The sequence below is a fragment of the Flavobacterium arabinosi genome (genome assembly GCF_048158725.1).
Taxonomy (GTDB): Bacteria; Bacteroidota; Bacteroidia; order Flavobacteriales; family Flavobacteriaceae; genus Flavobacterium; species Flavobacterium arabinosi.
Map to the genome: position 1 here is coordinate 17037 of NZ_JBLNKX010000003.1, position 13922 is coordinate 30958.

Annotated in this window: 9 protein-coding genes; all 9 read right to left on the reverse strand. The window is 34.0% G+C overall.

What is annotated here, in order from left to right; all coding sequences use genetic code 11:
* Positions 1–17 precede the first annotated feature (17 nt).
* A complete protein-coding gene (locus ACM55K_RS06895) occupies positions 18–3035 on the reverse strand; it encodes a TonB-dependent receptor (RefSeq protein WP_416849930.1) in 3018 nt (1005 codons plus the stop codon).
* Between the two features lie 540 nt (positions 3036–3575).
* The gene (locus tag ACM55K_RS06900; protein ID WP_416849499.1) at positions 3576–4691 is read right to left on the reverse strand and encodes a FecR family protein; all 1116 of its coding nucleotides are present in this window, start codon (positions 4689–4691) and stop codon (positions 3576–3578) included.
* 87 nt (positions 4692–4778) lie between these two features.
* Positions 4779–5387 (reverse strand): RNA polymerase sigma factor, encoded by a 609-nt coding sequence (locus ACM55K_RS06905; RefSeq protein ID WP_416849500.1) that lies wholly within the window; start codon positions 5385–5387, stop codon positions 4779–4781.
* Positions 5388–5830: 443 nt separating this feature from the next.
* Entirely contained in the window at positions 5831–6784 is a 954-nt protein-coding gene (rlmF, locus tag ACM55K_RS06910; RefSeq protein WP_416849501.1) for a 23S rRNA (adenine(1618)-N(6))-methyltransferase RlmF, read from the reverse strand.
* Between the two features lie 69 nt (positions 6785–6853).
* On the reverse strand, positions 6854–7516 hold the full coding sequence (locus ACM55K_RS06915) for a thiamine diphosphokinase (protein ID WP_416849502.1): 663 nt from the start codon (positions 7514–7516) through the stop codon (positions 6854–6856).
* A gap of 160 nt (positions 7517–7676) precedes the next feature.
* Positions 7677–8498, reverse strand: coding sequence for a DUF4249 domain-containing protein (locus tag ACM55K_RS06920; RefSeq protein ID WP_416849503.1), 822 nt, complete (start codon positions 8496–8498; stop codon positions 7677–7679).
* Between the two features lie 5 nt (positions 8499–8503).
* On the reverse strand, positions 8504–10912 hold the full coding sequence (locus ACM55K_RS06925; RefSeq protein WP_416849504.1) for a TonB-dependent receptor: 2409 nt from the start codon (positions 10910–10912) through the stop codon (positions 8504–8506).
* A 140-nt stretch (positions 10913–11052) separates the two neighbouring features.
* Positions 11053–13293 carry an NADP-dependent isocitrate dehydrogenase gene (locus ACM55K_RS06930; protein ID WP_416849505.1) on the reverse strand — a complete coding sequence of 747 codons (2241 nt, stop codon included), beginning with the start codon at positions 13291–13293 and terminating at the stop codon, positions 11053–11055.
* A 269-nt stretch (positions 13294–13562) separates the two neighbouring features.
* Positions 13563–13913: a 50S ribosomal protein L19 gene (gene rplS / locus ACM55K_RS06935; RefSeq protein ID WP_416843693.1), complete on the reverse strand. Its 351-nt coding sequence runs from the start codon at positions 13911–13913 to the stop codon at positions 13563–13565.
* Positions 13914–13922 lie beyond the last annotated feature (9 nt).

Consider the following 13922-nt stretch of genomic DNA (forward strand, 5'->3'; position numbering starts at 1 on the left):
TAATATAAAATGTTTTTCTAGAAGCTGAAGCTTAATCTGGCAAAAACAAAACGACCGTTTTGACCAAATTGAGATGTGTTTCTTGAATATACAAATTGATTTGCATTAGACAAATCGATTGAATTGTTTGAAGATGTGGTTGTTGAATAAATAACAGCTCCATTAGCATCAACTCCGGATGCTCTTTTTGCAATTGTTTGAGGTCCTAAATTGAAAGTTGGATAAATATCAAAAATGTTATTTGCTCCTACAACAATTTTTGTTGCATTAGTAATTTTAAATCCTACAGACAAATCAGTAATGATTTTCGCTGCCCATTCCGGATGTTCGTTTTCAACTGCTTGATTATTTACAACAATAGCATTGATAGTTCCATCATTATTTGCATCAGCAATGTTCGGGTCTGTTACTTTACCAAAATAAACGTTTCTCAAGAAGAAATCGAATTTTTTGTAAGAAAGTGAATTCGTTAAATTAGCTTTAACTCTTGGCACTGCTTCTTGAAGATAAATTCTGGAGGATTCAGAATAGTATTTGTTTATCTGTCCTGCTGCTTCTAGTATTGGAGATGCATGTATGTCACCTACTTTTTTGGTATTAGAAATGGTACCGGATAAATCAGTTTTTAAAGATAGCCCTTCACCAAAACTTGTTTTATGACTAATTACTACATCAATTCCTTTTGATTCCGTGTCAATTGCATTCGCAAAGAAAGTTGCTGCAGTTGCTCCTGCAGCATCAAAGTAAGGTTTTGTAACAGCATTAGAAGTAAATTGATCGGTAAGTACTACTCTGTCATCAATTTTCACAACATAGGCATCAGCAGTTAAAGTAATATTAGCAGCTGGTATTTTTGCTGTAAATCCAATACTGGCACTTTTAGATTCTTCTTGTTTTAATGTTGGAATTCCCAAAGCCTTTGCCACTGGAGAGTCATTACTGAACGTTCCAACTTCAAATGGCACACCACCTACGAATTGTGTAGCAGTTGAATTAAAGTAGATTTGGTGTAACGATGGTGCTCTAAATCCAGTTGAAACGGCGCCACGCAAATTGATGTTATCTGTTAGTTTATAACGAGATGCAATTTTGAAATTAGTTGTATTTCCAAAATCAGAATAATTCTCAAAGCGAACTGCTCCGTTAACTAACCATTTGTCCGTAAGATCTAATTCTAAATCAGTATAAACGGCCACACTGTTACGGTCTTTGTCAATTGCATTTGCCGGTCTAAAACCTGGAAATACTTGCGAACCATTTGGTCTTGCTGAACCAAAAAAGTCAGTAACTTTAATGTTTGCAGGAGTTGTTGCCGTAACTACACCTCCGTTGATATCATATAAATTATATGATTCTGGCTGACCTGCTGTGATAGCAAAGTTTTCATGACGATACTCAGCACCAAAAGCAACGTTCAGCCCTTTAAGGACATCAAATTTTCTGTTTATGTCAAAATTTGTTGTGTTTTGTGCGAAAGCCAAACCACCAGCATCAAATTCAGTTGGAGAAATTTCCCTTAAAGAGGCATTTACTGTATTTTCAACACCATAATCAAAAGCATTTCTTCCAAAAGTGTTACTTAAGTCAAAATTCCAATTTTCGAATATAAGACCTCTAAGACCTGCGGCAACTGAGACGTCGTTGATGGTAGAATGTATTTCCGGTAAAAATCCGTTTGGATACAATCCGGTGTATGATCTGGCTTGATTAGGTCTTCTGTAGAAACCTGCAGCTTCACCATCTCTATAACTCGTTCCACCAAAAGCATACGCTTCCAATTTATCATTGATTGGATAAGCAGCGTTCAAAAAGAATTGTGCGCTTTTCAAAGAAGATTGTCCCACTCTCATATTGAAATCTTTTCTTTCAAGACTTCTATACGCTAATTCTCCTGCTGTAGCATCAAAGTTTAATGCGGTTTGCATTTGAGAAATATTTAGGGCACCTGTTATAGCAGTTTGTTGGGCCGTTGTAAAATAACCTACTTGTGGAGCATACTGTTTTATTGTGGTAAGTATTTGTGTAGTATTTGGAGTATTATTTATGTTTCCAAAAAGGGCATTAATGTTTGTTCCAGCTTCAGCTGCTCTTTGTTCAACCGCATTATAGGCATTGAATAAAGTTCCTGTAACATCCTTTGCTCTGCTCGTGGCATCTCTAAGTTGAAAACTCGCGGTTGCATTAATAAAGCTTTTCTCTTTACCAAGACCAGTTCCGTAGTTTAAGTCTAATTGGTAATTACCACCATCAATACCACCATCATGATCATTAGCACCTTTTGAAAGATTTCCTCCTCCAAAAAGGGCAACATCTAATTTATTGGTATTTTTCTTTACATTAATATTGATTACACCTGCAATAGCATCAGAACCATATTGTGCGGAAGCTCCATCTCTTAATACTTCGATTTTTTCGATGGCAAAAGCTGGAATTGCATTTAAATCTGTCCCTACAGATCCTCTTCCCGGTGATCCATTAATATTTACTAAAGAGGAAGTATGTCTTCTTTTTCCGTTAACCAATACCAATACTTGATCTGGTCCTAAACCTCTTAATTGTGCAGGGTCAATGTGATCCGTTCCATCAGCTACTGTTGTAGTGTTTGATGTAAACGATGGAGCAACCATGTTTAAAATTTGGTTTAAGTTAACTTGTGGACCTTGTGAAGCAATGTCTTTCATAGAAATCACATCAATAGGCACTGCAGATTCTGTTACCGTTCTGGTAGGATTACGAGAACCTATCACAACAACATCTTGAAGTGTTTCTCCACTTCCAGTTAAAGTAACGTTTAATGTAGTTCCTGTTACAGTTACGGATTTAGTTTCCAATCCAACATAAGAAAATTGCAAAACGTCTCCAATTTCAGCACTAATAGTATAGTTTCCATCGATATCAGTTGTTGTACCTTTTGTAGTTCCTTTTACAAGAATAGTTACGCCAGGTAAAGATTCTCCTTTTTCATCAACTACACGGCCTTTAATGATTTCGGCAATTGTATTTTGATTTAAAGTTGAGAAAACTTCTCCATTCATACCCACTTTTTGGATTTCTTCCTTTTGTAAAACAATTTGGTTGCTTACTTCAGTATAATTAATTTTAAGTGGTTTCAAAATACGGGTAAGTACACTTGATAATGCCTCATTATTAGCATAAACACTCACTTTTTGATTCAATTGTGTCATTCTCGAATTGTACGAAAATTTCACATGTGCCAATTTCTCAAGTTTAGTCAGCGCAGTATCTAAGTTCAAATCGGTCACGGTAATAGTTACCTTTGTGTCCAGCTTTTTTTGACCTCTGATATTATTCGCTATTGTTACACTTGAAAAGACAAGGGCTAAAACAAATTGAAATAAGGTTATTTTCATAATTCGAATTAGTAGTCGTTGTTTAAAGACGGTTTTTTTCATAGTTTTGGTCTGTTTTTATTAATATTCGTTAGTTAGGGTATTGGTAGAATACAGCAATTACTCTTTACAGAGAGCTAATTGATTTTGTTCAAGGCGTCGAGAATGTTACAGCATTTTCGGCGCTTTTTTTATTGTATACTTTAATTCATAGGCAAGATAATGTTAGTTACATCCATCTGATATAATTATAATTTGGTTACCATTCATTTCATAACTTGTATTGTTTCCAAGGCTTTTACAAATAATTTTAAGCTTTTCAGGCAAAGGCTGATCCGTTAAAGATGTTGTTAGATAGCAATCTTTTAATTTAGTTTGAGGAAAATCAATTTTTACCAAATAAGCTTGCTCAATAGTTTTGAAAATTTGTGCAACCGGAATATCTGTAAATTCAAATCCCAATTGTTCGATACTACTCGTGGAATGACTTAAAGATTCATCTTGGGTTATATCGGTAATTTTATTAAAAATTAAATTTTTACGCACGAATCGTAAGGCTTGATTGGGTAATAATACAATCAATTCGTCTTTTGCGGTTGTAATTATCTTATTTGATCTTACCTTAACTTTACCGGTACGAACGACCACCTCTATATTTGGTTGATTAGCGTATGCTTTTATTTTAAAACTGGTTCCAACTACTTTAGTTACAATTTCATTAGCAAAGACAAAAAATGGTTTCTGAGGATTTTTACTGATTTCAAAAAAACCTTCTCCAGATAAGTAAACCTTTCTCTCATTACCCACAAATATTTTTGGATAACTCAACTTGCTATTGGGTTGTAATAATACGGAACTACCATCTGATAATGTTATTATTTGAGGTTTATCGGAATTATTCGTTTGCTCAACCAAACCTTCATCATTTTCATTAATCAGTTCATTGTAGGTAAGTGTCAAATTTTTAGTGCCGAAATGTTGATTATAAAACCAGCCGGATAAAAGACCTATAACTAAAATAGCTGCTACTCTTTTAAACCATTGGTTTTTCCAAAGTTTTAGAACTGGTTGGGCTATTGCGTTTTTATTTTCTTCTTTTGTTTCAATTTTCATCCAAGTAGCTTCTAATGCGTTTTGAACGGCCTCAGAAGATAATCCACTATCAGGAGCTTTCATTGCTAACAGCCATAAACGGGCCTCTTCTACCAATTTGGCACGACTGGAGTTTTCTAAAGTCCAGTCTTCCCATTCTTGTTGGTCGTCTTTGAAACACACCCATAAATGGAATGATTCATCGGCTAAAAAGTCTTCTATTTCAGTATAATTGTTACGGTGCTGCATCACAAAAAGGTTACAATTATATAGAGGACAGTTTTTTTACTGGATACTCATTAAATTCTAATTTTTTTTGATTTTATTTTTTGAAACTTAAAAGACAGTTGAAAATAGTAATAAAATAAGGGAAATACTTCCTTTCCAATCTTTGCGCAAGCACAATAAAGCACGATGTAAAAGATTGTTTGCTGATTGATAATTGATATCAAGCGTATGTGCTATTTGGTCTACAGTAAGTTCCTGGTTGTAGCGAAGATACAAGGCTTCTTTTTGACGAGAAGGCAAATTATTAATTAATTGATTGAGGCGTGAGACTTTGTCAGCAGTTATTTCATCGGCAATGAGATGATGCTCTATGGAAAAATCAAATAAAAATTTAATTGAATCTATAGAAGTACTGACGCGGAAAATACGATCACGTTCTTGTAATCGTGTAATACGTTTACGAACACTGGATAATAAGTATGCTTTTACTACAACTGAATCATTTAGTTTATTTCTATAAACCCAAATATCTGTAAAAACATCTTGTACGCAATCTTGCACTTTTTCAGGAAATGGAATAAATGAATTTCCATAACGAACTAAATGGGAATAATGTTTTTTAAAAAGTATTGAAAAAGCTTTTTCATCCCCCTTTTTTAGATTGCTCCAAAGTGTGGAGTCATCTTGTGTTTCGGTATGTAGTAGTTGCCTTTTCACAATTTAGTTTGGATTAGTTCATTTTTTTAATGCGAAATAACATTTGAATTGCAATAAAAAAGGATAATAAAAAGGTGCTTTTTTCTTCCTTTTGAATGTTTCTTCATTTATAAATGAATGATTTTTTGCTAATAATTTGATGAATTGTAAAAGAATATCTTTTTTATTATTTAAGATTTCCTTAGCAAACTTACGTAAAACTATGTTAAAATTTATTTTTAAGCATAAAAATATAAAGAAATTCGATTTTTCGTGAATATTTATATATTTTTTTTTGAAAACAATTTTTTTAGAACTTTTATTATTGATTTAATAATAGAAGCTTTTATTTATGGTTCATTTAAATAAATATTTTTTGTGGGTAACTAAAAACAACATACCAATAGGTCATTAGTATTATCGTTTGGAATGATTTAAAAGTATTTATAAGTGTGTATTTAATTCTAAAATTTCCAAGCTTTTTGTTGTGTTTCGCTTAAAAAGGTCCACGCTATAATTCGGCTTGTTTTTTGGCCTTGAGCCATGTCAATTGTTTTTACTTCCGCAGCGCTAACTTTGTTTAAGGTTTTATAAAGACTGGAAAGATTTTCTTTTTTTGAAACCAAAGTTGTGAACCACAAACATTGCATAGGGTATTTAGCACTTTCGTAAATCATTTGGGTTACGAAACCTAATTCGCCTCCTTCGCACCATAACTCAGTGTTTTGTCCACCAAAATTCAACACTGGATTTTTAGTTCGGGTATTTTCTAGATTATTAATTTTTCTTATAGAAGATTTTGTAGCCTCTTCTTTTGAATTATGAAAGGGAGGATTACAAATAGTAAAAGTAAATTTGTCTTCGGGTGTAATTATATTTTTAAAAATAAAGCGCGCTTCTGTTTGTTGTTGTAAACTAATTGCATCAATTAATTTTGGATTCGACTCGATAATTTTACTACAATTTTCAATTGCTTTTAAATCTATATCAGTTCCAACAAAACTCCATCCGTAAGCAGAATTACCAATTATGGGATAAATACAATTGGCACCAATACCAATATCTAAACCTTGAACCGTTTCACCTTCCGGGATGATTCCGTTGTTACTGGACGCTAATAAATCAGCTATATAATGAATGTAATCAGCTCTTCCGGGAATGGGCGGGCAAAGGTAGTTTTTAGGAATGTCCCAATCCTGTATGTCGTAATGAGTTATTAGTAAGGCTTTGTTTAATGATTTTACCGCTTCGGGATTACTGAAATCAATAGTTTCTATATTGTGCTCATTAACAGCGACAAAATTATTTAATTCAGGACAATTTTTAATTAATTGTTCAAAATCATATCCAAACCTATCCAGATTTCTCGGATGCAAATTGGTTTTTTCGGTAATCGTTTGTTGTTTTATTTTTTCCATTTCGGCGCAAAGATAGTCAATCTCTTTCTGTCAAATTATAAGTTGAGATTATAAATCGTTTTTTCAGCATTAATCAGTGCATTCCATCAATAATAAATCGCCTTCACTGTGTTCAATTGTGACTATGCCGTCTTTGATGACGTGATTGCTGCTTCCAGTTCTATAGCCTATAGTCAGGCTGTCATCTTTTAAAGGATAAAATAAATTATCAGAATGAATTCCGGTCACATGTCCAATGGGTATTAGCGAAATGGGTGTATTAGCGGTGTACCATTTTTCGAATTTGTTGGGCAATAAAAATATTTTTGAATGGTCGTCTAAAATCACAATTTTCAATAGATTTCTATATCGAACTATATTGGTAAGATTGGTAATAGTATGATCGGCTCTTCTTCCTGTTGCCCAAACGACATTTACAGCTGGAATTTTTCGGTGAATTAAATAATCAAAAGCTTTTTCTAAGTCGGTTTTATTTTGGTCTGGTGCATGGATAATCTCAATTGGATACTGCGAAGTTTGGTATTGCTCCGGATCGAATCCTCTGTCAAAATCCCCTAAAAGGACATCCACTTTTATGTCTAATTGCATGACTCTTTCCATGGCCGAATCTAATACAATTACCAGAGGGGACCATTCTAACAATTGTCCTAATAATTCTGGATTGCAGGATGCACCATTGGCAATTATTAAAGCCGGTTCTTGGTCGTCGCGAACGATGTGATGTGAGGACATGAAGATTTTTGATTTAGGAATTTTGAATTTAGATTTCAGATTCTAAATTTGTTGTAAATGTATGAAAAATCTAAAATCTAAAATCGTTAATCTGCAAGCTAAAATCAATAGCTCAGATTACACTATACTTTTTTTTATTGCTATCTGGATTGGCTCCTAATTACTTAATTGTATAATTTTTAATATCAACTTCGCTAAGTGAAAAATAACCCAATGGATAATTTATTGAATTTGTGGTATTGATGATGTTTCCCCTTACCGTTGCAGGAGGGGATTGGAATGGACCTCCACCGTTATTGCCTGCGATGCTTACTAAAACGATCATGTAATTGTAATAGGATTTTGAAATTCCGTAATGACTGACTTCTATAACGTCTCCCGATTTTAAATCATCCTTTTGGGAAATGCTAAAAAATTTATTTCCATCAAAGAACTCATCTTGATCCACGTAAAAATTAGATTTGACCTCATTGGAATAGGTGTATCGGTACAAATAATAATTATGTTCGTTGGCTGGATCCGTGTAATACGATTTGATTTCTTTATTTTTCCCGGTAAAACCTCCTTCGTTATTTTGAATAATTTCAGTTATTGGTGCCACTGATTTTAATGTTTCGGAGGCTTTGTATGTTGCGCCTTCACTAATAACAGTTAAGGTGTAGGATTGATTAATGACTGGGATAAAATTATTGCAAACATATTCTCCTTTGGTAGCTGATTCGGTAAAATGAAATGTAGTATTAGCACTGTTAGTAATGAAAATAGTGGCTCCCGAAACTGTTGGAATTTCGGTGCCGAAATAATCGCTGGTTGTGGTTAGTTTAATTTTTTGCTGGTTTCCATCTGTTCCTTTTTTCCAATTTATGGAAGCTTCAATAACTAGTTTTGGCGGTGCGGTATTTAGATCTATTGGAACCACATCTTGGCAACTATTTAAAAAAAGTGCTGCTATAATTCCTAAAAAAAATATTATTTTTCTCATAATCATTAAAATTTGAAGTTATAACTAACAGCAGGAACCACTCCAAAGATGGAAGTTTTTACAGCCTCATTAGTACCGGTATCTATATTTTGTCTAAAGTTGATTGAAGCGGCATTTTTTCGGTTATACAAATTGTAAATGCTAAAAACCCATTCTCCTTTCCAGTTTCGGTCGGTATTTTTACGTGGCGTCAATGTTGCTGCAATGTCAAGATGATGATAAGCGGGAAGTCGGTTTTCGTTTCTTAAACCATAACTGGGAACGGTTACTCCCAGGTATTCGTATTGTCCATTTGGATACGTTACAGGTTGTCCGGTTTGCAATGCGAAATTAGCTCCAAAAGACCACTTTTCGTTTAAATTATAGGAACTGGTAATGGCGATATTGTGTAATTTATAATAAACAGAATTGTACCAATTTCCGTTGTTGATTCCTGTTTCTATTGATGTCCTTCCTGGTGTTTGTTGTTCGGATTTAGATAAAGTATAGGAAATCCAACCGCTTAATTTACCTTCGTTTTTACGGAACATAATTTCTAAGCCGTAGGATCTTAATTGACCGTTTAAAATTATTTGCTCGATTGCTTTATTCGCAATTAAATCAGCACCGTCAATATAATCCAATCTATTTTTTACTTTTTTATAATAGGTTTCTACTTCTAAAGAATAGACTCCTTCTTTAAAATTTTTAAAATATCCTAGAGCCACTTGATCCGCAATTTGGGGTTTTGTAAAATTGTCACTTGGTGTCCAGACATCAAGCGGAGTAGGAGAGGAGGTATTGGAAATCAATTGTAAATATTGTACCATTCTGTTGTAGCTGGCTTTTACAGATTGTTCATCGTTGATTTGATAGGCCAAAGAAAAACGGGGTTCCAAATTATTGAAGCTTTCAATTGCTTTATTTTTAGCATAAAATTTAGTTTCTATGGGAGTGGCTTTTTCATAAATCTGTAAATCAGGATTGAAGGTTACAGGATTGTTATCGGCATAAATATTTACAGTAGATTGTCCTAAACGGTAAAACATGCTGTAACGAAGCCCATAAGAAAGAGAGATTTTATTCGAAATTTCCTGATCCGCATTCATATATAAGGCGGGTTCGAATGCGTATTTTTTATCCAATTGATCAAAATTAATTCCAGAATTTAAATCAGAAGGTCTGATGGTTCCCGGATTAAAATCGTAGTAAATAGTACTTACGCCATAATTCAATTTGAATTTGTCGGAAATGTAATTCTTGAAATCGTATTTAATATTATAATTCTTGATACCAGAGTCCCATTTGAAACCTACAAAATCCAAATCCAATCCGTAATAATAGTCACTATAGATTAACGATAAATTCGAAAATAATTTATCCGAAAATAAATGATTCCAACGTAAGTTTAAAGTGGAGTTTCCGTAAATATTAGTAAAGCTTTTGTTGAGGCTAAAAACGTCTCTTCCAAAATATCCTGACAAATATAAATTGTTATTGGGGTTCAATTTATAACTCAACTTTGTATTCAAATCATAAAAATAAGCGGAGTTGTTTTTTTGATCTTTGGATAGTTTCAAGAATAAATGAGCGTACGAACTTCGACCGCCAATTAGGAAAGAACCTTTATCTTTTACTAATGGTCCTTCGGCCAAAATTCTACTGGAGATTAATCCAATTCCTCCATTGACATGAAATCCCTTACTGTTGCCATCTTTTTGATAAATGTCCAAAACCGAAGAAGCTCTTCCTCCAAAACGAGCCGGAATTCCTCCCTTGTATAACTTTAAATCCTTTATCGCATCAGGATTAAAAACCGAGAAAAAACCAAAAACATGAGAGGAGTTAAAGATGGTTGCTTCGTCCAACAGAATTAAATTTTGGTCTGCACCGCCGCCGCGAACATTAAATCCGGATGCACCTTCGCCAGCATTAGTAACTCCGGGAAGTAATAAAATAGATTTGAGAACATCCACTTCACCAAGTACAACCGGCATTTTCTTAATAGCCGAAATAGAGAGTTTATTGACGCTCATCTCCGGTTTTCGAATATCAGTTTTTGTTTTAGTATCAGTAATGACCACTTCTTTCAAAAGGGTTTCGTTACTTATTAATTTAAAATTGTTTTTTATGTTTTTTTCTAAATTTAGCGATTCCTCAATGGTTTGATATCCTAAATAGGTGATTTGAACAGTGTAATTTCCCTTTGGTACAGTAATAGAGTAAAAGCCATATTCATTGGTAGTTACACCAGTTTTTAATTCTAGGATGATAATGTTTACGCCAATCAAAGTTTCATTGCTGTTGACATCAATAATAGTTCCGCTGAGTGTGAATTTTTGTTTCGACTGTTCGCTAAAGCTCGTGTTTTGAGAAAAAGAAGAAAGAGAAGATAATAATACAACAAGAAATGGAATAATTTTCTTTATAATCATTGTTTAAATTTTCTAAATGAAGAAATGCAAATTTCACTAAACAGAATATTAATTGGGCTATAACAATTGTTAAGGTATTGCTAAGATAAAAAAAAGACGACTGTTTCCAGTCGTCTTTTTTACTATGTAAAATTACTTTATTAAGCGATTTTTGAAGGAACAGCAATTCTGTCTAAAATAGTATTAAACGTTTCGCTAGGACGCATTGCTTTTTCAGTCAATTTAGGATTTGGTTGGTAATGACCACCAATAGCTTGAGGTTTGCCTTGTGCTCCAATTAATTCTGCATTGATTTTAGCTTCATTTGCTGCAAAAGCTGATGCAATAGGAGTAAAGATAGTTTTCAATTCCTCGTTTTTATCTTGTGCAGCTAATGCTTCTGCCCAATACATTGCTAAGTAAAAATGAGAACCACGGTTGTCAATTTCTCCAAGTTTACGAGCTGGGGATTTATCATTTGCCAAGAATTTTTCAGTAGCTACATCAAGAGTTTCAGCTAAAATAATGGCTTTAGAATTATTTAAAGTTTGACCTAAATGCTCCAATGAAGCACCTAAAGCCAAAAATTCACCTAGAGAATCCCAACGTAAATAACCTTCTTGTGTAAATTGCTCGACATGTTTTGGAGCTGATCCACCTGCACCAGTTTCAAACAAACCACCACCATTCATCAATGGAACGATAGATAACATTTTAGCTGATGTTCCTACTTCCAAAATAGGGAATAAGTCAGTTAAATAATCACGTAATACGTTTCCTGTTACAGAAATAGTATCTAGTCCTTTGATGATTCTTTCTAATGTGAAATCAGTTGCTGCAATAGGGTTAAGGATGCGAATGTCTAAAGCTGTAGTGTCGTAATCTTTTAAATATTTTGTTACTTTTGAGATTAACTCTCTATCATGCGCTCTGTTTTCGTCTAACCAAAAAACGGCTGGAGTATTTGATAAACGAGCTCTGTTTACGGCTAATTTTACCCAGTCTTGAATAGGGGCATCTTTTGCCTGACACATTCTGAAAATATCTTTTGCTTCAACGGCTTGTTCCATTAAAATGGTTCCATTAGTAGCTACAACACGAACAACGCCGTCTGCACTCATTTGGAATGTTTTGTCATGAGAACCGTACTCCTCCGCTTTTTGTGCCATCAAACCTACGTTTGGAACACTTCCCATAGTTGTTGGGTCGAAAGCACCATGTTTTTTACAAAAATCAATAGTCGCAGTATAAATTCCTGCATAACATCTGTCTGGGATAATGGCTATAGTATCTTGTTGTTTTCCTTCCTTGTTATACATTTGTCCCGAAGTACGAATCATTGCCGGCATAGATGCATCAACAATTACATCCGAAGGAACGTGAAGGTTGGTAATTCCTTTTTCAGAGTTCACCATGGCCAATGCGGGTCCATTTTCGATTGCTTGGTTTATTGCAGCTTCCACTTCAGCCTGCATCGGGTGTCCTGCAATTTTTGCGTAAACATCACCTAAGCCATTTCTTGTATCAATATTCAATTCATTAAATAAAGCAGCATATTTTTCGAATACGTCTTTGAAATAAACTTCTACTATCGCTCCAAAAATAATTGGATCAGAAACTTTCATCATAGTAGCTTTCAAGTGAACTGAAAGTAAAACGTTTTGTTCTTTAGCTGCTGTAATTGTTTTAGCTACAAACTTTTTTAAAGCGTTCAGGTTCATTACCGAACTGTCGATTATTTCACCTACTTTTAGCGGAGTGCTTGCTTTCAAAACAGTAGTTGAGCCATCTTTAGCAACGAATTCGATTTTTACATCAGTGGCGTCAGCAACAGTAAGTGATTTTTCACTTCCGTAAAAATCACCACTTTCCATAGAAGCTACCTGTGTTTTTGAGTCAGAAGTCCAAGCTCCCATTGAATGTGGGTTTGCTTTAGCGTAATTTTTAACGGCTTTAGGAGCTCTACGGTCAGAGTTACCTTCACGTAAAACTGGATTTACGGCAGAACCTAAAATTTTAGAATATTTAGCTTTGATTGTTGTCTCTGCTTCGTTTTGTGGTTCTTCAGGGAAGTCTGGCAAATTATAACCATGTGATTGTAATTCAGCAATTGCCGCTTTTAGTTGAGGAACAGATGCCGAAACATTTGGTAATTTTATAATGTTTGCTTCTGGAGTTGTTGCTAATTGTCCAAGTTCTAATAAAGCATCTCCTGTTTTTTGATCTTCAGTTAAAAACTCTGGAAAGTTTGCTAAAATTCTTGCAGCTAAAGAAATGTCTCTAGTTTCAATTTCAATATCAGAAGTTGATGTAAATGCTTGTACAATAGGTAGAAATGAATAGGTGGCCAACAAAGGCGCTTCATCAGTAAGGGTGTAAAAAATTTTTGATTTCTGTGTCATTTTTGTATTTTTATAATCGAATCACGGTTAAATGTAGCTTAAATAAGGTGTTTCACTTGAAATAAGGCGGACAAATATATGAAAATCAGATGTAATAGAAGGCGCATTTTATATAGAAAAACACGAATTTTCAGATTACTAACTAGTTATTCTGAATTTGTTAGTTTTATAAACCCTTAAATCCTAAATTAGGAATTTATAAGGGGGAAAATTAGCAAAAAAAAAGTCCCAACATTGTTGGGACTTTTTTATAGTAAAGAGACAGTTGACTATCTTCTTTTGTCTTTAATTTTAGCTTTTTTACCAGTAAGTTCTCTGAAGTAGAAAATTCTAGCTCTACGAACTGCACCTTTTTTGTTGATTTCAACTTTTTGTAAAGCTGGTAAGTTTACTGGGAAGATACGCTCCACTCCAATAGCACCTGACATTTTACGAATAGTAAAAGTTTCTGTGTTACCAGAACCTCTTCTTTGAATAACAACTCCTTTAAAAAACTGTGTTCTAGTTTTTTCACCCTCTCTAATTTCGTAGTAAACTGTGATAGTATCACCAGCTCCAAAAACAGGGAAATCTTTTCTAGCTACTAATTCGTCTTGAACGAATTTCATTAAATCTGCCATGATAATTTT